Below are 18747 nucleotides of genomic sequence, written 5' to 3'. Positions count from 1 at the left end.
GGACAACTAATGCACGCTTTTCCGATTCTCAGTACCGCGATCTGGCTGCCGATCGTTTTCGGCCTCCTCGTGCTTGCGGTAGGTAACGACAAAAATCCGGGGACGGCCCGCTGGGTTGCGCTGATCGGTGCGCTGCTCGGCCTCGCGGTCACGATCCCGCTGATCACGGGCTTCGACTCGAGCACGGCTGCGCTGCAGTTCGTCGAGAAGTCGACCTGGATCGAACGCTTCGACATTGCGTATCACCTCGGCGTCGACGGCATCTCGATGTGGTTCGTCGTGCTGACCGCGCTGATCACCGTGATCGTCGTGATCGCCGCGTGGGAAGTGATCACCGAGAACGTCGCGCAGTACCTCGCGGCGTTCCTGATCCTGTCCGGGATCATGATCGGCGTGTTCTCGGCGGCCGACGGCCTGCTGTTCTACGTATTCTTCGAGGCGACCCTGATCCCGATGTACATCATCATCGGCGTGTGGGGCGGCCCGAACCGCGTGTATGCGGCGTTCAAGTTCTTCCTGTACACGCTGGCCGGCTCGCTGCTGATGCTGGTCGCGCTGATCTACCTGTACACGGAAACGCACTCGTTCGACCTCGCGACGTGGCAGAACGCGAAGATCGCGATGACGCCACAGATCCTGCTGTTCATTGCGTTCTTCCTCGCGTTCGCGGTGAAGGTGCCGATGTGGCCGGTGCACACGTGGCTGCCGGACGCGCACGTGGAAGCGCCGACGGGCGGCTCGGTCGTGCTGGCCGCGATCATGCTGAAGCTCGGCGCGTACGGTTTCCTGCGCTTCTCGCTGCCGATCACGCCTGACGCGAGCCACTTCCTGGCACCCGTCGTGATCACGCTGTCGCTGATCGCGGTGATCTACATCGGCCTCGTCGCGATGGTGCAGGCCGACATGAAGAAGCTGGTCGCGTATTCGTCGATCGCGCACATGGGCTTCGTCACGCTCGGCTTCTTCATCTTCAACCAGCTCGGCGTCGAAGGCGCGATCATCCAGATGATCTCGCACGGCTTCGTGTCGGGCGCGATGTTCCTCTGCATCGGTGTGCTGTACGACCGCGTGCACTCGCGCCAGATCGCCGATTACGGTGGCGTCGTCAACGTGATGCCGAAGTTCGCGGCATTCGCGATGCTGTTCTCGATGGCCAACTGCGGCCTGCCGGGTACGTCGGGTTTCGTCGGCGAGTTCATGGTGATTCTCGCGGCCGTCCAGTACAACTTCTGGATCGCATTCGGCGCGGCATTCACGCTGATCCTCGGCGCGGCCTACACGCTGTGGATGTACAAGCGTGTGTATTTCGGCGCGGTCGCGAACGATCACGTTGCCAAGCTGAAGGACATCGGCCGTCGCGAATTCCTGATGCTGGCCGTGCTCGCCGCGTTCACGCTGCTGATGGGCCTGTATCCGAAGCCTTTCACCGACGTGATGCACGTTTCCGTCGAAAACCTCCTCTCCCACGTCGCGCAGTCGAAGCTGCCGCTGGCCCAGTAATCGCGAGCGGAGGAAATCAAGATCATGAACGCTCCTATGAATGTCCTGTTGCCTGACGCGCTGGTGATGGCCGCCATCGTCGTCGCATGGCTGAACGACACCTTTACCGGTGCTTCCGGCCGCCGCCTGACCTATCTGATCGCGGTCGTCTCGTCGGTCGTCGCCGGCGTGTGGTTCGCGGTCCAGGCGCTCGACCCGCACCAGTACTACTTCTTCTCGAAGATGGTCGTCGTCGACTCGTTCGCGAGCATGATGAAGGCGGTCGTGTCGTTCGGTTTCGCGGTCTCGCTCGTCTATTCGCGCAAGTACCTCGAAGACCGCGACATGTTCCGCGGCGACGTGTTCCTGCTCGGCATGTTCTCGCTGCTCGGTCAGCTGGTCATGGTGTCGGGCAACAACTTCCTGACGCTGTACCTCGGTCTCGAACTGATGTCGCTGTCGCTGTATGCGGTCATCGCGCTGCGTCGCGATGCCGCGCAGTCGAGCGAAGCCGCGATGAAGTACTACGTGCTGGGCGCGCTCGCGTCGGGCTTCGTGCTGTACGGCATCTCGATGCTCTACGGCGCGACCGGCTCGCTCGAGCTCGGCGAAGTGTACAAGGCGGTCGGCGGCAACACCGACGCGGCCGTGCTGATGTTCGGCGTGATCTTCATCGTCGCCGGTATCGCGTTCAAGCTCGGCGCCGTACCGTTCCACATGTGGGTGCCTGACGTCTACCAGGGCGCACCGACCGCGATGACGCTGTTCGTCGGCGGCGGCCCGAAGGTTGCCGCGTTCGCGTGGGGCCTGCGCTTCCTGGTGATGGGCCTGCTGCCGCTCGCGCAGAACTGGCAGACCGCGCTCGTGATCCTGGCCGCGCTGTCGCTGATCGTCGGTAACATCACCGGTATCGTCCAGCGCAACATCAAGCGGATGCTCGCGTACTCGGCGATCTCGAACATGGGCTTCGTGCTGCTCGGCCTGCTCGCGGGCATCGTGAAGGGCGACGCGGCGGCACCGGCGAACGCCTACAGCTCGGCGATGTTCTACGCGATCGTCTACCTGATCACGACGCTCGGCTCGTTCGGCGTGGTGATGCTGCTCGCGCGCCGCGATTTCGAAGCGGAAACGATCGACGACTTCAAGGGCCTCAACAAGCGCAGCCCGGTGTTCGCGTTCGTGATGATGGTCATGATGTTCTCGCTGGCCGGCATCCCGCCGACCGTCGGCTTCTACGCGAAGCTGGCCGTGCTCGAGGCGACCGTCAACGCGGGCCTCACGTGGCTGGCCGTGCTGGCCGTGATCACGTCGTTGTTCGGCGCGTTCTACTACCTGCGCATCGTGAAGCTGATGTACTTCGATGCGCCGCAGGATTCGACGCCGATCTCGGGCGACTTCTGCAAGCGCACGATCCTCGTGCTGAACGGCCTGGCGGTCGTCGTGCTCGGCCTGATCCCGAGCCCGCTGCTGACCGCCTGCCTGCAGGCAATCCGTCACACGCTGCCGCTGTAATGTCGGCAGCCGGCTGGTTCATCGTGCTGTTGGCGCTCGTCTGCGCCAACCTGCCGTTCCTGAACCAACGCCTCTTCGCCGTCGTGCCGTTCGGCGCGACGAAGAAGAACGCGTGGGTGCGGATCGGCGAGCTGATCGTGCTGTACTTCATCGTCGGCGCGCTCGGCTTCTGGCTCGAGTCGCGCGCCGGCAACCGCTTCGAACAGGGCTGGCAGTTTTACGCGATCACGTTCAGTCTGTTCGTCGTGTTCGCGTTTCCCGGCTTCACGTTCCAGTATCTCGTCAAACGACGCTGACGGCTTCGGCCGTCCGTCGTGCTCATCCAGGAGCCGCCGATGGCCGAACTACCCAATCACGACGCCGCACTGACCGAAACCTGCCTCGAGAGCGAGGCAATCTTCGACGGCGCGTTCCTCAAGCTCAAGCGCGATACCGTCCGTCTCCCGGACGGCAAGAAGGCCACGCGCGAGTACGTGCAGCACCCGGGCGCGGTGATGGTGATCCCGCTGTTCGACGACGGCCGCGTATTGATGGAAAGCCAGTATCGCTATCCGATCGGCAAGGTGATGGCCGAATTCCCGGCCGGCAAGCTCGACCCGAACGAAGGTGCGCTCGCGTGCGCGGTGCGCGAACTGCGCGAGGAAACCGGCTACACGGCACGCGAATACGTGTTCCTCGCCCGCATTCACCCGATCATTTCCTATTCGACCGAATTCATCGACCTGTACCTCGCGCGCGGGCTGACGGCCGGCGAGCGCAAGCTCGACGAAGGCGAATTCCTCGAAACCTTCACCGCGACGCTGGCCGACCTGCAGGAATGGGTGCGCACGGGCCAGATCTCCGACGTGAAGACGATCATCGGCACGATGTGGCTCGACAAGGTGCTGTCCGGCACGTGGCCGCTCGGCCCGGTCGTCACGCCCTGAGTGCAGCGTCAGCGGCGAGCGGGGCACCGCGTTACAATCTGGTGACGCGGCGCACCCGTGCCGCGCGATCGGGATTTAGCACGATCGTTCACAAAATCGCTTTTTGCGCTACACTCGTCACACGCCCTGATTCAGCATGAAGGTCCTCGATTTACAGTGTCCGCACGGTCATCGGTTCGAAGGCTGGTTCGCTTCCGCCGATGAATTCGAAGCGCAGTTGTCCCGCAAGCTGGTCGAATGTCCGGTGTGCGGGACGACCGAGGTCAACCGTCTGCCGTCGGCGCCGCGCCTGAATCTGTCGGGGGCGACGCAGGCCCGGCCGGCCGATCCGCGTGCGCTGCAGGCGCAGGTGATGCGCGCGCTGCGCGAGGTGCTGGAGAAGACCGAGAACGTGGGCGAGCGCTTCGCCGAGGAAGCGCGGCGCATCCATTACAACGAGGCGCCCGCACGCAGCATTCGTGGCGTCACGACGCCGGAAGACGCGCAATCCTTGGTCGAAGAAGGCATCGACGTGATGCCGCTGCCGATTCCTGCCGCGCTGAAAGAACCGCTGCAATGACGTATGCAGTGAGTCCTGGCCGGGCCGGACGGCCGCGGTCAGGAGACACTGCGCATGGATCTGGACTATTCCCCCGCCGACGACGCGTTCCGCGTTGACGTCCGCGCCTGGCTCGAGGCCCACCTGCCTCATGCTCTGCGCGCCAAGGTACTCGATCACAAACGACTCGACCGCGAGGATTTCGCGAGCTGGCACCGGATTCTCGGCCAGCGCGGCTGGTCCGCGCCCGCGTGGCCGGTCGAATATGGCGGCCCGGGCTGGAACGCGACGCAGCGACACATCTGGGACGAGGAATGCGCGCGGATCGGTGCGCCGACCGTGCTGCCGTTCGGGGTGTCGATGGTCGCGCCGGTTTTGATGAAATACGGCAGCGAAGCGCAGAAGCGCCACTATCTGCCGCGTATTCTCGACGGCTCGGACTGGTGGTGTCAGGGTTACTCGGAGCCGGGCTCCGGATCCGACCTCGCGTCGCTGCGCACGCGCGCCGAGCGCCACGGCGATCACTACGTCGTCAACGGCCAGAAGACCTGGACCACGCTCGGCCAGTACGCCGACATGATGTTCTGCCTCGTGCGTACCGATCCGGCCGCGAAGAAGCAGGAGGGTATCTCGTTCCTGCTGATCGACATGAAGACGCCCGGCATCACGGTGCGTCCGATCGTGATGCTCGACGAAGACCACGAGGTCAACGAGGTGTTCTTCGAGGACGTGAAGGTGCCGGTCGAGAACCTCGTCGGCGACGAGAACCGCGGCTGGACCTACGCGAAATACCTGCTCGGCCACGAGCGCACCGGCATCGCGCGCGTTGGCGCGTCGAAGCGGGAGCTCGCGTTCCTGAAGCGTGTCGCATCGAACCAGCGCAAGAACGGCAAGCCGTTGCTCGCCGATCCCGTGTTCGCTGCGAAGGTCGCGGCGCTCGAAGTCGAGCTGATGGCGCTCGAGGTGACGGTGCTGCGCGTCGTCAGCCGCGAGACGAGCGGCAAGGGGCCCGGCCCCGAAGCGTCGATGCTGAAGATCAAGGGCACCGAGGTGCAGCAGGCGCTCACCGAGCTGATGGTCGAGGCGATCGGTCCGCTGGCCGCACCGTTCGACGTGCCGTTCCTCGACGGCGAGCGCGAGCACAGCATCGCGGGCGACGACGATGCGGCGCCGCTCGCCGCGTACTACTTCAATTACCGGAAGACGTCGATCTACGGCGGTTCGAACGAGATCCAGAAGAACATCATCGCGCAGATGATTCTGGGGCTGTGATCAGGGAACGGAGACAACCATGGATTTCAGCTTTACCGATGAGCAGCAGCAGTTCGCCGACGCGCTGCGCCGGTATCTCGGCGAGCAATACGGCTTCGAAGCGCGCCAGGCGATCGTGCGCAGCGATGCCGGCGTATCGGACGCGCAATGGAGCGCATTCACCGAACTCGGGTTGACCGCGTTGCCCGTGCCGGACGCGCAGGGCGGCTTCGGCGGCGGCCCGGTCGACATGCTGGTCGTGATGCAGGAGCTCGGCCGCGCACTCGTGATCGAGCCGTACTGGGCCACGGCAGTCGGCGTCGAGGCGTTGCGGATCGCCGGCTCCGGCGCAGGCGAAGATGCCGCGTTGCTGGAGGCGGTCGCGCAGGGGCACAAGCGCGTGGCGGTCGCGTTCCACGAACCGCGAGCGCGCTACGACCTGTACGCACTCGACACGCATGCGCGCGAGCAGGGCGGCACGTACCGGCTGACCGGCGCGAAGTCGGTGGTTCAGCACGGCGCCCAGGCGCATGCGTGGATCGTGCCTGCGCGGGTCGACGGCGGCGGCATCGGCCTCTTTGTCGTCGAACACGATGCAGCGAACGCGAAGGTGGTCGACTACCGGACCATCGATGGCCAGCGTGCCGCGACGATCTCCTTCGACGACACGCCGGCCCGATTGCTGACGGGTGGCGCGCGCGACGCGGCGGCACTCGAGCAGATTGCCGATTACGCGACTTTCCTGCTGTGCGCGGAAGCGGTCGGCGCGCTCGACGAACTCAATCGCGCGACGGTCGAATACACGAAGACGCGCGAGCAGTTCGGCGTGCCGATCGCGCGTTTTCAGGCGCTGCAGCACCGAATGGTCGACATGCTGATCCATGCCGAGCAGGCGCGTTCGCTGACCTATCTCGCGGCGGTGCGCTACGCGAACGGCGACGCCGATGCGCGGCGCAAGGCCGTGTCGGCCGCGAAGGCGCGGGTCGGGTCGGCCGCACGCTTCGTCGGCCAGCAGGCGGTCCAGCTGCACGGCGGCATGGGCGTGACCAACGAGGTGGCCGCCGCGCACCTGTTCAAACGGCTGTCGATCATCGAGACGACACTCGGCGATACCGATCATCACCTCGCCCGCATCGCGGCGCTGCCCGATTTCGCGCAGACCGACGTAGCATGATGGCGACGCGCGAGCGCGCGAGACAAGGAGACTTATCAGTGGGCATCAGTTACGAAGATCTGGTGGTCGGCAGTACCACCGAAGTGGGCCGCTATACGTTCGAGCCTGACGACATCAAGGCGTTCGCGAAGCGCTACGATCCGCAGCCGTTCCATCTCGACGAGGAAGCGGGGAAGGCGTCGCATTTCGGCGGCCTCGTCGCGAGCGGTTGGCATACGTGCTCGGTGTTCATGAGCCTGCTGATCCAGAAGCTCGGACCGGATTCGACCAGCATGGGCTCGCCCGGCATCGATTCGATTCGCTGGCTGAAGCCGGTGCGCGCCGGCGACACGATCACGATGTACCAGAAGGTGCACGACAAGCGCGTGTCGGAGAGCAAGCCCGATCGCGGCATCGTATCGACGGAATGGGTCGGCGTGAACGAAGCCGGCGAGACGGTGATCACCGTGCACACCAAGGTGATTTTCGGGCTGCGCCATCCGGGAGGCGCGAAGATATGACCGACGTGACCTTGCCGCTGATCGCATCGGCGCAGGCGCTGCAGGCGCGGGTCGGCGCGGAGCCGCTCGCGAGCGGCTGGATCGAGATCGACCAGCCGCGCGTCGACGGTTTCGCCGACGCGACCGGCGACCATCAATGGATTCACGTCGACCCCGAGCGCGCGCGGCGCGAGTCGCCGTTCGGCGGACCGATCGCGCACGGGTTCCTGACGCTGTCGCTGATTCCCGCGTTGATGACCGACGCGATGCGCTTCGAGCAGAAGATGGGCGTGAACTACGGGCTGAACCGCGTGCGGTTTTTGAAGCCGGTGCCGGTCGGTGCGCGCGTGCGTGCGCTGTTCGCGGTGAAGGAAACCGCCGACGCTGCGCGTGGCGGCATTCAGGTGACGTGGTCCGTATCGGTGCAGGTCGAGCGCCCCGACGCGCCGCTGCCGGTGTGCGCGGCGGAGTTCATCACGCTGCATTACTTCTGAGGCACGGAGCGGCATGCACGGATGCCGCTCCGCCCGCCGCGTGCGGGTCAGTGCTTCGCGTATTGCGTCGCGCCGAACAGCACCTCGCGCGCCTTGTCGTCCTGCAGCGGCTTGCGCATCGACGCGAGCACCTCGACGCCGCGCTGCACGGCCGGTCGCGCGGCGATCGCCTCGTGCCAGCGCTTCACGTTCGGCAAGGCGTCGAGCACGATGCCCTGGTTCTGCCACGAACGTGTCCACGGGAACGTCGCAATGTCCGCGATCGTGTACGTGTCGCCCGCGAGATACTCGGATTCGCCGAGGCGCTTTTCCATCACGTTGTACAGGCGTTTCGCTTCGTTCGTGTAGCGGTTGACCGCATACTCGATCTTCTCCGGCGCATACAGGCGGAAGTGGTGCGCCTGCCCGAGCATCGGGCCGACACCGCCCATCTGGAACATCAGCCACTCGAGCGTCGCATAGCGTGCGGCCGGATCGGTCGGCAGGAACTTGCCGGTCTTCTCCGCGAGGTAGATCAGGATCGCGCCCGATTCGAACAGCGAGATCGGTTGGCCGCCGGGGCCGTCCGGATCGACGATCGCGGGGATCTTGTTGTTCGGGCTGATCTTCAGGAACGCGGGCTCGAACTGGTCGCCCGCGCCGATATCGATCGGATGGGCACGATATGCGAGGCCCGTTTCCTCGAGCATGATGTGCACCTTGTGGCCATTCGGGGTCGCCCAGCTATAGACGTCGATCATCGTCAACTCCTGTGAGGCTTGCGCGAAAACGGCGCCGGCGGCGCCGCGACAGGCGGTCATTAGAGCATGGATCGACACGGGCTGCTGGCGACGCAAACGCGTGTGCCGACGGGCAGGCAAGGCCGGGCGGGAGATCGCCGTCGGCATTGCGTGCGACGGCGACATGCGCATCGGAGGGACGCGGCGGCGTGGCGTCGGTTCGAAGGCCGACGCGGCGGATCAGCGCTTGTAGCGCGGCGGGCGCTTCTCGAGAAAGGCGGTGATGCCTTCGAGCCCGTCCGCATGATGCAGCGACGCGACGAAATGATCGCGCTCGGTGCCGAGGTGCGCGTCCAGCGGTTGCGCGGTCGCGTCGTCGAGCAACGACTTGATGCGCGTGAGCGCATTCGGCGAGATGCCGGCGAGCGTGTCGGCCCATGCCAGTGCGTCACTCAGTGCCGTGCCGGGCGTGGCGAGCCGGTTGACGACGCCGAGCGCATGCAGGCGTTCGGCGGCAACCGGCTTGCCTTCGAACAGGATCTCGGCCGCGATCGCGCGCGGCAACGCACGGGCGAGAAACCACGAGCCGCCGCCGTCGGGCGTCAGGCCGACGCGCGCATACGACATCACGAATTTCGCATCATGTGCGGCGACGATCAGGTCGCACGCGAGCGCGAGCGAGAAGCCCGCGCCGGCCGCGGCGCCTTCGACGGCTGCGATCACCGGCTTCGTGGCTGCGCGGATCGCCGTTACCCATGCCGCGAGCTGATCGATGCTGTCGGCCTGAAAGGACGGCTCCTTCGAGCGATTCTCGAGCAGCCGGTTCAGGTTGCCGCCTGCGCAGAAGAAGCGGTCGGCACCTGTCAGCACGACGGCGCGAATCGCCGGATCGCGCTCGGCGGTGGCGAGCGCTTCGATGCCGGCCGCGTACATGTCGGGATGCAGCGCGTTGCGCGCGCCGGGATTGGACAGTGTGAGGACGAGCGTCGCTTCGCTCTCGGGCGGACGCGAGGCCAGCAGTTCAGCACTCATGGGAGCGTGTCTCCATCGGATGGCGCGGCTGTGACGCCGCGTGTGTCGCGTGGACAGGCGGCGCCGTCGCCGCAGCGGCGGTAATGTTGTCGTGACGAACGCAAAACTTGCTTTAGACTAGCACGAACGTGCTTTTCAGCGCGATGAATCCCGATGCGGCCGGCGTCGAGGCGGCCGCGCTTCAGCCAGGAAGGAGACTCCGATGCTACAGCTGTGCGGTATCCCGTTGTCCAACTACTACAACAAGGTGAAGTTCGTCCTGCTCGAGCACGACATTCCGTTCGAGGAGTCGGTGTGCGGTTTGCCGATCAGCGATCCGGCGCAGCTTGCCGATTCGCCGCTCGGCAAGATTCCGTTCCTGAAGACCGAAGAGGGCGCGCTGTTCGAGTCGCAGGTGATCGTCGAATACCTGGCGGCGCGCTATCCCGAAAAAGGTATTTTGCCCGCAAGCCCGTTCGCGGCCGCGAAGGTGCGCGAACTGGTCGAGACGCTTGAGCTGTATCTCGAATGGATGGCGCGCGAGGTCTATACGGAAGCGTTTTTCGGCGGCAAGGTCAGCGACGGGATGAAGGCGCACGTCGAGAAGCGTCTGCCGCGCGCGATCGATGCCTTCAAGCAGATGACGCGGTTTTCGCCGTATGTGCTCGGCGAATCGTTCGGCCTCGCGGACATTGCGGCGTGGGTCCATCTGCCGGTCATCGGCATGGCGACGAAGGCCATATTCGGCCGCGACTTCCTGCTCGATGCAGGCATCGACTGGAAGGCGCACGCGAAGACGGTGGGTGAGCGCCCGGCCGCGCAACGCGTGGCAGCCGAGCGCAAGGCGTATATCGAAGCGGCGAACGTCGTGCGTTCGTAAGCGTTTCTGACGGGCGGCGTGCGGCCGCCCGTGGCGGTCTTACAGGCGGGCGAGCCGTTCGAGCGCGGAGGCGAGCGTGCTTTCCTGCTTCGCGAAGCAGAAGCGGACGACGCCCGATTCGTGCGGCTCGTGATAGAACGCCGACACCGGAATGGCGGCCACGCCGATCTCCGACGTGAGCCACTTCGAAAATTCCGCTTCGGGCAGGTCGCTGATCGCCGAGTAGTCGACGCACTGAAAGTACGTGCCCGTGCACGGCAGCAGCTTGAAGCGCGTGCGTTCGAGGCCGGCCCGGAAGAAATCGCGCTTGTGCTGATAGAAGCCCGCGAGCGACAGGTACGGCGCCGGGTCGCGCAGGTAGTCGGCGAGCCCGATCTGCATCGGCGTGTTCACCGTGAACACGTTGAACTGGTGGACCTTGCGGAATTCCGCGGTCAGCGCGGCAGGCGCCGCGACGTAACCGACCTTCCAGCCCGTCACGTGATAGGTCTTGCCGAAGCTCGACACGATGAAGCTGCGCGCGGCGAGTTCCGGGTAGCGCGCGACGCTCTCGTGGCGCGCGCCGTCGTAGACCATGTGTTCGTACACCTCGTCGGACAGGATCAGCACGTTGGTGCCGCGCACGATGTCCTCGAGCTTGCGCATGTCGGCCTCGCGCCACACGGTGCCCGTCGGGTTGTGCGGCGTGTTGATCAGGATCATCCGCGTTTTCGGCGTGATCGCGGCCGCGAGGCGGTCGAACGGGATCGCATAGTCGGGCGCCTCCAGCGTGACGAACACCGGCTTGCCGCCCGCGAGCTCGATCGACGGCAGGTAGCTGTCGTAGGTCGGCTCGACGACGATCACTTCGTCGCCCGGATGCACCGCGCACAGGATCGCCGTCAGCAGCGCCTGCGTCGCGCCGGCCGTCACGGTGATTTCGCTGGCCGGATCGTAGCGCCGGCCGTACACCTGCGCGATCTTGTCGGCGATCGCGTCGCGCAGCGGCGCGACGCCGGCCATCGGCGGATACTGGTTGTGCCCGTTGCGCATCGCGGCCGAGACCGCATCGACGATGCGCGGATCGCAATCGAAATCCGGGAAACCCTGGCCGAGGTTCACCGCCCCTTTTTCGGCGGCAAGCGCGCTCATGACCGTGAAGATCGTCGTGCCGACGTTCGGCAGGCGCGAGGGGAAAACGGGCGTCGTTGGCATATCTGAAGGAGCGTTCATCGATACGGTCGAAATCGGGTGGGGCCGTGTGCGTCAGGCTGGCGTGGTCGGGGCGGCCGGCGTCGCGTCGAGCGCGCAGGCCTCGGTAAAGGGAGCGGGCTGCGCGATCCGGAAACCGAAGTCGCGTGCGGTGCGTTTCGCGAGCTTCAGCAGCGCGCGGTCCTTCGACACGAGCCAGTCGGCCTGCGCGGCGCGGGCAAGCTCGAGAAATTTCTGGTCGTCGCGGTCCTTGCACTTCGGCAGCGGCGGCGCGCCGGCGTCGACGGGCGGCGGTTCGACGAGGTTCGCGAGACGGGCGACGGTCGCGAGCGCGGCCGCCTTGTCGATCGCGCGCGACTGGAACTGCGGATAGTCGAGCACGTATTCGAGCTCGGTCAGGCAGCGGCCGTCGATCACGGCGGCCAGCGTGCCGCATTCCAGCGCGGCGCGGATCGGGCGCGTAGCGGGGTCGTCGAATACGAGGATGTCGATCCAGACGTTCGAGTCGAGCACGACGCGGTGCGCGGCATGCGGGGCGAGAGAGCGGCTCATTCGTTACAATCGGTGGTTTTCGTCTGACCGCAAGGCACGGCGTGCCAGCGAGCCTCTATGATAATCGTTCTCTCTCCCGCCAAATCCCTCGACTACGATACGCCCGCGCACGTCCCGTCTTACACGTTGCCTGCATTCGTCGACGACGCGTCGGAACTGATCCGCGGCCTGCGCAAGCTGTCGCCGCAGGACATCGCGACGCTGATGGATATCTCCGATCCGCTCGCGCGCCTGAATTTCCAGCGCTACGCCGACTGGTCGCCGACCTTCACGCCGGCCAACGCGAAGCAGGCCGTGCTGGCGTTCAACGGTGACGTCTACGAGGGTTTCGACGCAAAATCGCTGTCGTCCACCGATCTCGACTATGCGCAGCAGCACGTGCGCGTGCTGTCGGGCCTGTACGGGCTGCTGCGTCCGCTCGACCTGCTGCAGCCGTACCGGCTCGAGATGGGTACGCGGTTCGCGAACGCACGCGGCAAGGATCTGTATGCGTTCTGGGGCGACCGCATCACGCGGGCGCTGAACGAGCAGCTGGAGACGCGCAGCGGCGCCGCACGCGTGCTGGTCAACTGCGCGTCGACCGAATACTTCAAGTCGGTCAAGCCGAAGCTGCTGGCCGCACCGGTCATCACGCCGGTATTCGAGGACTGGAAGGGCGGCCGCTACAAGATCATCAGCTTTCATGCGAAACGCGCGCGCGGCCTGATGGCGCGTTTTGTCGTCGAGAACCGTATCACCGACCCGAAGGCGCTGAAGGCATTCGCGACCGAAGGCTATGCGTTCGATGCGGCGGCGTCGAACGATTCGACTTACGTATATCGCCGGCGCATCGGCGAGTGACCCTGCCGGCCGTTCACGAGACGGCCGGCGCCTGCATGAGGCCGGACAGGCGGTACGCCGCGTGCTTCGGTCAACCGCTTTGCATGGGGCCGGCGTAAGCGCTAAAGCGCTAACGCCGGTCGATAACGGAGAGAGACAGATGACCCTTTCGATCACCAGTAATTTCGACGCAGGCGCCATCGACGTCGTGTCGTGCGAGCGCCCCGACGCGATCCGGCTGCGCGTGCGCGGCGACAATCGGTCGGAGTTCGCGCAATGGTTTTACTACCGCTTGACGGGCGCGCGTGGCGAGCGGTGCGTGATGACGTTCGAGAACGCAGCCGAATGCGCATACCCGTCGGGCTGGCGCAACTATCACGCGGTGGCGAGCTACGACCGGGTCGACTGGTTCCGCGTGCCGACGACGTTCGACGGCAAGACGATGACCATCGACCATACACCCGAGTTCGACAGCATCTACTACGCGTATTTCGAACCGTACTCGGAAGAGCGTCACGCGGCGTTTCTCGGCGCGGTCCAGCAGTTGCCGCAGGCGAGCATCGTCGAGCTCGGCCGCACGGTCGAAGGCCGTCCGATGTCGCTGCTGACGCTCGGCACGCCGGAAACCGACGATGCGCCGAAGAAGAAGGTATGGATCATCGCGCGCCAGCATCCGGGCGAGTCGATGGCCGAGTGGTTCGTCGAAGGCCTGGTCAAGCGGCTGGCGGGATGGGGCGACTGGGCCGGCGATCCGGTGGCGCGCAAGCTCTACGATCGCGTGACGTTCTACATCGTCCCGAACATGAATCCGGACGGCAGCGTGCACGGCAACCTGCGCACCAATGCGGCCGGCGCGAACCTGAACCGCGAGTGGATGGCGCCCGATGCCGAGCGCAGCCCCGAAGTGCTGGCCGTGCGCGATGCGATCCACGCGATCGGCTGCGACATGTTCTTCGACATTCACGGCGACGAGGATCTGCCGTACGTGTTCGTCGCCGGCTCGGAGATGCTGCCGAGCTTTACCGAGCAGCAGGGCAAGGAGCAGGCCGCGTTCATCGACGCGTTCAAGGTCGCCAGCCCCGACTTCCAGACCGAGCATGGCTACGCGGCGAGCAAGTACAAGGAAGATGCGCTGAAGCTCGCGTCGAAGTACATCGGCCATCAGTTCGGCTGCCTGTCGTTGACGCTCGAAATGCCGTTCAAGGACAACGCGAACCTGCCCGACGAGCGCGTCGGCTGGAACGGCGAGCGCAGCGCGGCGCTCGGCGCGGCGATGCTGGCTGCGATCCTGGTGCACGTCGACACGTTCGCGTAAGCGCAGCCGTTCGTCGTCGCATGAAAAAAGCCGGCGCATCTCGTGATGCGCCGGCTTTTTTGCCGCTGTCGTTGCCGCTCCGTCGTATCAGGACTTCTTCGCGGTTTTTTTCTTCACGGCCTTCTTCTGGCCGCTGGATTTCTTCGTCGCGACGGCCTTCTTGCTGCCGGTGCGGCTCGATGCCTTCGCCTTGGCTTTGCCGCGGTGCGACTTGCCCTTGAACTTCTTCGTCGAAGACGACGAGCGTTCGACGCGCGGCTTCAGCGGCGGGACCGGGTCGTTCCAGCTGAACGCGAGCATTTGCTGGCCGACATAGCCGCAACGGAATTTCAGCGGCGTCGGATCGCTGCCGTTGCTGTGGATGCCGAGCCCGTCGACGGTGACGATGTTGTCGACCTTCACGCGCTGCTTGCCCTGGTCGAACGAGTCGTTCCACGGCGTGATGGTCGCATTGCCGCTGTCGAATGCGTTCGGCGCGAACTCGACGCGGTCGAACGCGGTCGACGTACTGGCGATGAAGCTGCCGTGCGCCGCACAATCGGCGGCGAGCGGATCGGCATGCATCTCGTTGACGAATTTGTTGATCAGTTCGGAGCGCTGGTCGAGCAGGTCGGCGAATACCGGAGCGGGAAGCGCAAGCGACAGGCCCGCGATACAGGCTGCCAGCTTGCCGAGCGCCCGGAAAATCCGGAGCGAGGCAGGTGAGCTGTCCATCTGGTTATTGGTGAGGAGCGAAGGAGACATCGGGCACGTATAGATGCCCGATGAAGAACAGGAGTTCAATCTTAGCGTAAAAAAGTTGTGCGGCAGTAGGTGGCGTATTCGGCGCGCGTCGTGGACGGTGCCGCCGGCACATGTGTGCGCCGAGCTGGTCCGGAGGGGAAAGTCAGGCGCGCGGGCCGCCGAGGCGGTAGCGCCGGACGTCGAAGGTCGTGACCCACGCGGGGCGATAGACGGCGATGAGTGCCGTCGCCATGCCGGTGAACCACGCTTCGCCGAGCGCGAGCAGCGCGGTGTTCAGCAGATAGCCGGCCGGAATCACGACGGGCACGCCGTCGGCAAGCGCGAGCTGGACACCGGCCGCCGCAGCGGCGACCGCGACGATCGCGATGGCCGGCGACAGGAAGCCCTGCCCCGTGATGAACGATGCGAGGTTGTGCGGCAGCCACGCGAGCGCGGCGCGTTGCAGCAACGCCGACACGGCGACAGGCAGCGCACCGTAGATCAGATAGGTCAGGCCGATGCCTTGCCACGGCGCGTCGAAGATGACCGCGGCAATCGCCGTGACGGCGCCCATCGCAACCAGGGCGAGCGTCCAGTCGAACAGCGTGACGAGCAGCGTTGCGCCAAGCAGATGCATGACGATGCCGTCTTCGAGCCATGCGTTCGAAGCCCACAGGACCGTGATCGCAGTGACGAGTGCGAGCCACACGTGCTGAAGCGTGGCGTCTTGCAGGCGTACGAACGGGCGATTCCAGATCGCGAGCGCGAGCAGGGCCACGGCGGCGATCCAGCCACCGATGCCAACCCAGAGCGGAAGCGGTGTGAAAAGAAAACCCATGCGTCCATATTACTCGTTGAGCATCAAAGGTGGGAGCCGGCGCATGCGCGACCGTCGCAATATCGAGACTGTTTGCCTAGCGTCCGCGCCGGAACCGTGCCGGTGGCTCGGCGGCGAGCGGCAGATCGTGCGTGCCGGCATTCGCGGTAGGCAACGGGTACGGACGGTCATGCCGTTGTGTCCGCAGCGGAACCGGGCCGTGTTCGCCGATGGCCGGCTTGCGGGCGCGGTTGCGGTTCGCCAGCAGCACCTCGAGATGGGGCGACAGCCAGCCGTTGTAGATCGCGACCGCGGCGGCGCGGTTTGCGGCGCCAAGCTGCTGGAAGATGCTCGCGAGGTGGATCTTCACGGTGCCTTCGCTGATGCCGAGCGTACGCGCGATCATCTTGTTCGTGCTGCCCATGTGGACGAACCGCATGATCTGCGCTTGTCGCGGCGACAGGAGGCCGCTCGGCGGGCGGCGGGGCAGCGAGCCGGCGAGCGTCTGGAAATGGGCATCGTGGCGCGCCGTCGCCGTGGACGGTAGCAGGCTGAGGGCGATCGGCGGAATGTAGTGCCCGCCCAGCAGGACGATCTCCAGCGCGCGCACGATGAGGTGCGGCCGCGTGGAATGCGGGATCACGCCCGCGACGCCGTAGTTGAAGAAACGCTGGATGGCTTCGGGCGAGATCTCGTCGACCAGGACGGCGACCGGTGTCGGCGAGCACGCGTTGCCGAGCGCCTGAAGCTCGCTGAGCCGGCCCACGTCGAGCCAGTCGATCGCGAGGAGGTCGAAACGCTGGGTGCGCAGCAGCCGGCGCGCCTGGAAACCGTCAGGCGCATCGTTGATGCTGGCGTGCCGGTCGATCTGCCGCAACAGGGCCTTCAGTCCGTCACGCCGTTCGGCGTCTGAGTTAAGCACCAAGAATCGCATATTCAATCTCCATAAGGTGAGTCATTGACTGCTGTCGGGGGGGATATAAGCTGGCCCCGATAATGACAAAGACCTTACACGATGTCTGCTTGGCTGAAAGGCTTAGGAAAAGTTCGAAATTTTGGGCGACAGAACATCGGACAAGAAAAAAAGCCGCTTCGGCAGGCACCGGAAGCGGCTTTTGGCGGGGCAGGCTGCAGGGCCTGCGGGGGCGAGTCAGTGGAAATGCGGCTGCGCGGGCGACGCGTCTTCCGGCATTTCCGCATGGACGATTTCGCCGAGCGGATCGGCGTACAGCGGCACACCGCAGTCGTCGCAGTATTCGGGTTCGAAGCGGCCCGCGTGCCGGCGGACGTCGGTTACGCCGCATTCCTTCAGCAGGCTTACGATTTCCTCGAGCGGCCCTTCGATCGGCGCTTCGCCTTCGAGCGTCGCGCTGTCGATCGAAACGTCGCCGTTTTCACGGCCGTAGAGCGGCCACACGACGCCGTAGATCACATCGTTGCTGGCACGCCGCGTGAAGCCGACCCGATACTCGTCGATACGGCGTTCGCCGAAGCCGGCGACCACCGCGCGCAACTCCTGCGGCGCTGCACCAAGTGTGTCGAATAGATAACGAATGGCCGTTCGGACGGTGTGTGGACGCACGCGTTCGTCCGCATCGCGACAGGCCGAGTAGTACGCGTCCGGAAGCAGGCATTCGAACTCGCAGCCGGGCAGCGCGATCGACAGGTTCGGGCCGCCCTGTGCCGTCCACTGTTCGAGGCACTGGCCGCGCTCGATACGGCTGCCGTTTTCTTCTTCCTGCCAACGGAACAGCGCCGCGCCGGTCGGCGCGGCGACGACCGCCAGCAGGAAGCGCGGATCGGCCAGGATCGGCGAGGTTTCCGGCAGGTCGCCGAAGCTCAGCTTCGGGGTGTGCTGACCGATCGCCGCATGCGCGAGCTGCTGGGCCAGCCGGTAGGTTTCCACGTGGTGCCGCGGCAGCTGGTCGATGCTGTAGAGGAAGGGAGCAAGTCCGACGAGGGTGCCGTTTGCGAGCACGTGCGCCTGCAGGTGCGTGCGCAGCGCGTCGGCAACGTCGCCCTTCAGCGGGCCCGACGGAATCATGTAGCGCGTCCAGGCGAGCACCGGGACGGCGACCAGCAGCGCATCGTACGGTTGGCCGTCGTGGTCGATCACCATCGACTCGCTGTGTGTCTCGGCCATGTCGGCGAGCGCGCCGTAGGCGTCGGGATGATTCTGCTGAAGATGGTCGAGCGCGGCGTCGAGCGTGGTCTGATTGCCGTTGCGGACGATCTTGGCGAGCAGCGCGTCGAGCTTCGCTTCCCAGAAGCGATCCTCGATGCGGCTGCCCGACGCGAAGAGCGCAAGCGACAGACCGACCAGTTTGTCGGCATCGGGGGGGAGGCGTTTGGCGATTCGCTGGCGCATATTAAAGACGTATATAGAAAGAGGCGAAGAACCTCACATTCTAGTCCGTTCTTTGCACCATAAGCGGCCTCGTGCCCAGGCATGGCCGGACGGCCGAAATGCGGCGCTCGTAAAAAAGTTGCTTCAAGCCCCTTGCGCGATCGCCGTGAGCTGCATAGAATCACGCCTCTTTCGCGCTAACGGAAACACGGCGTGGAAGGAAGGGAAGCAGTGCCGTTGGAGTTCGGAAGGTAGCGAGCCTCGGCGGTACGGAAGTTGAGCCCCGCAGTCGCAACGAAGTCGTTCAGAAAGTTGTTGACGAACTGCGAAACACGGTTCATAATCTCGCTTCTCTGCTGCTGAGAACGCAGCGCTGCTGAGGGGTTCAAGATTCCTCGCAGACATGCTCTTTAAAAATTAACAGCCGATAAGTGTGGGCGCTTGATGACAGCGAGCTGATCCTCGGATCAGATAGCAAAAGTATCAAGAGTCTCACACTAAAGTAAGTCAGGTTTATGAA

The 18747-nt window shown here is 65.1% G+C and carries 20 protein-coding genes; 12 read left to right on the top strand and 8 right to left on the bottom strand.

The features are described 5' to 3' along the window. Positions 1-9 precede the first annotated feature (9 nt). The 9 genes from MMB92_RS17100 (at position 10) to MMB92_RS17060 (ending at position 7853) form a co-directional block, all read left to right on the top strand. The gene (locus MMB92_RS17100) at positions 10-1500 is read left to right on the top strand and encodes an NADH-quinone oxidoreductase subunit M (RefSeq protein WP_006484881.1); all 1491 of its coding nucleotides are present in this window, start codon (positions 10-12) and stop codon (positions 1498-1500) included. A gap of 36 nt (positions 1501-1536) precedes the next feature. Further along, a complete protein-coding gene (nuoN, locus tag MMB92_RS17095) occupies positions 1537-2991 on the top strand; it encodes an NADH-quinone oxidoreductase subunit NuoN (protein WP_171983970.1) in 1455 nt (484 codons plus the stop codon). Then, complete coding sequence (locus MMB92_RS17090; RefSeq protein WP_006484867.1) at positions 2991-3287, top strand: DUF2818 family protein; 297 nt, start codon at positions 2991-2993, stop codon at positions 3285-3287. Before nuoN ends, MMB92_RS17090 begins: the two co-directional genes overlap by 1 nt. A gap of 39 nt (positions 3288-3326) precedes the next feature. After that, complete coding sequence (locus tag MMB92_RS17085) at positions 3327-3917, top strand: NUDIX hydrolase (RefSeq protein WP_006484889.1); 591 nt, start codon at positions 3327-3329, stop codon at positions 3915-3917. A gap of 136 nt (positions 3918-4053) precedes the next feature. Further along, positions 4054-4476 carry a DUF1178 family protein gene (locus MMB92_RS17080; RefSeq protein ID WP_006484892.1) on the top strand — a complete coding sequence of 141 codons (423 nt, stop codon included), beginning with the start codon at positions 4054-4056 and terminating at the stop codon, positions 4474-4476. A 54-nt stretch (positions 4477-4530) separates the two neighbouring features. Next, positions 4531-5727, top strand: coding sequence for an acyl-CoA dehydrogenase family protein (locus MMB92_RS17075; protein WP_006484866.1), 1197 nt, complete (start codon positions 4531-4533; stop codon positions 5725-5727). Between the two features lie 19 nt (positions 5728-5746). Beyond that, on the top strand, positions 5747-6880 hold the full coding sequence (locus tag MMB92_RS17070) for an acyl-CoA dehydrogenase family protein (RefSeq protein ID WP_048984886.1): 1134 nt from the start codon (positions 5747-5749) through the stop codon (positions 6878-6880). Positions 6881-6918: 38 nt separating this feature from the next. Beyond that, a complete protein-coding gene (locus tag MMB92_RS17065; protein WP_006484884.1) occupies positions 6919-7380 on the top strand; it encodes a MaoC family dehydratase in 462 nt (153 codons plus the stop codon). Further along, positions 7377-7853, top strand: a complete 477-nt coding sequence (locus MMB92_RS17060) for a MaoC family dehydratase (protein ID WP_006496999.1) — start codon at positions 7377-7379, stop codon at positions 7851-7853. The genes MMB92_RS17065 and MMB92_RS17060 overlap by 4 nt, the downstream gene beginning before the upstream one ends. 47 nt (positions 7854-7900) lie before the next feature. On the opposite strand, the gene MMB92_RS17055 is transcribed toward MMB92_RS17060, so the two are convergent. Both MMB92_RS17055 and MMB92_RS17050 read right to left on the bottom strand, forming a co-directional pair. Continuing rightward, a complete protein-coding gene (locus tag MMB92_RS17055) occupies positions 7901-8593 on the bottom strand; it encodes a glutathione binding-like protein (protein ID WP_006484871.1) in 693 nt (230 codons plus the stop codon). Positions 8594-8812: 219 nt separating this feature from the next. After that, the gene (locus MMB92_RS17050; RefSeq protein WP_062911304.1) at positions 8813-9604 is read right to left on the bottom strand and encodes an enoyl-CoA hydratase; all 792 of its coding nucleotides are present in this window, start codon (positions 9602-9604) and stop codon (positions 8813-8815) included. A 202-nt stretch (positions 9605-9806) separates the two neighbouring features. Here MMB92_RS17050 and MMB92_RS17045 point away from each other — a divergent pair, with 202 nt between their 5' ends. Next, entirely contained in the window at positions 9807-10463 is a 657-nt protein-coding gene (locus MMB92_RS17045) for a glutathione S-transferase (RefSeq protein WP_006496998.1), read from the top strand. Between the two features lie 39 nt (positions 10464-10502). Here MMB92_RS17045 and MMB92_RS17040 read toward each other — a convergent pair whose 3' ends face one another. Continuing rightward, complete coding sequence (locus MMB92_RS17040; protein WP_020979891.1) at positions 10503-11675, bottom strand: pyridoxal phosphate-dependent aminotransferase; 1173 nt, start codon at positions 11673-11675, stop codon at positions 10503-10505. Positions 11676-11708: 33 nt separating this feature from the next. Further along, a complete protein-coding gene (locus MMB92_RS17035) occupies positions 11709-12206 on the bottom strand; it encodes a putative toxin-antitoxin system toxin component, PIN family (protein ID WP_006484880.1) in 498 nt (165 codons plus the stop codon). A gap of 57 nt (positions 12207-12263) precedes the next feature. On the opposite strand from MMB92_RS17035, the gene yaaA reads away from it, so the two are divergent. Then, positions 12264-13046 (top strand): peroxide stress protein YaaA, encoded by a 783-nt coding sequence (yaaA, locus tag MMB92_RS17030; protein ID WP_062884413.1) that lies wholly within the window; start codon positions 12264-12266, stop codon positions 13044-13046. Positions 13047-13185: 139 nt separating this feature from the next. Beyond that, positions 13186-14340: a M14-type cytosolic carboxypeptidase gene (locus tag MMB92_RS17025; RefSeq protein WP_034201514.1), complete on the top strand. Its 1155-nt coding sequence runs from the start codon at positions 13186-13188 to the stop codon at positions 14338-14340. Between the two features lie 87 nt (positions 14341-14427). Here the strand turns inward: MMB92_RS17025 and MMB92_RS17020 are convergent, their stop codons facing one another. From MMB92_RS17020 to MMB92_RS17005, 4 genes are all read right to left on the bottom strand, one after another. Further along, positions 14428-15084, bottom strand: a complete 657-nt coding sequence (locus tag MMB92_RS17020; RefSeq protein ID WP_034201515.1) for a hypothetical protein — start codon at positions 15082-15084, stop codon at positions 14428-14430. Between the two features lie 142 nt (positions 15085-15226). Beyond that, the gene (locus MMB92_RS17015; protein WP_006484865.1) at positions 15227-15901 is read right to left on the bottom strand and encodes an energy-coupling factor ABC transporter permease; all 675 of its coding nucleotides are present in this window, start codon (positions 15899-15901) and stop codon (positions 15227-15229) included. Positions 15902-15977: 76 nt separating this feature from the next. Further along, positions 15978-16814 carry a response regulator transcription factor gene (locus tag MMB92_RS17010; RefSeq protein WP_006496994.1) on the bottom strand — a complete coding sequence of 279 codons (837 nt, stop codon included), beginning with the start codon at positions 16812-16814 and terminating at the stop codon, positions 15978-15980. 216 nt (positions 16815-17030) lie between these two features. Then, on the bottom strand, positions 17031-18248 hold the full coding sequence (locus MMB92_RS17005) for a DUF2863 family protein (RefSeq protein WP_059721334.1): 1218 nt from the start codon (positions 18246-18248) through the stop codon (positions 17031-17033). Between the last annotated feature and the right edge of the window lie 499 nt (positions 18249-18747).

The organism is Burkholderia sp. IO2 (assembly GCF_029522185.1).
Taxonomy (GTDB): domain Bacteria; phylum Pseudomonadota; class Gammaproteobacteria; order Burkholderiales; family Burkholderiaceae; genus Burkholderia; species Burkholderia cenocepacia.
The sequence above is the reverse complement of the archived record's forward strand: the minus strand, read 5'-3'. Positions and strand labels throughout refer to the sequence as shown.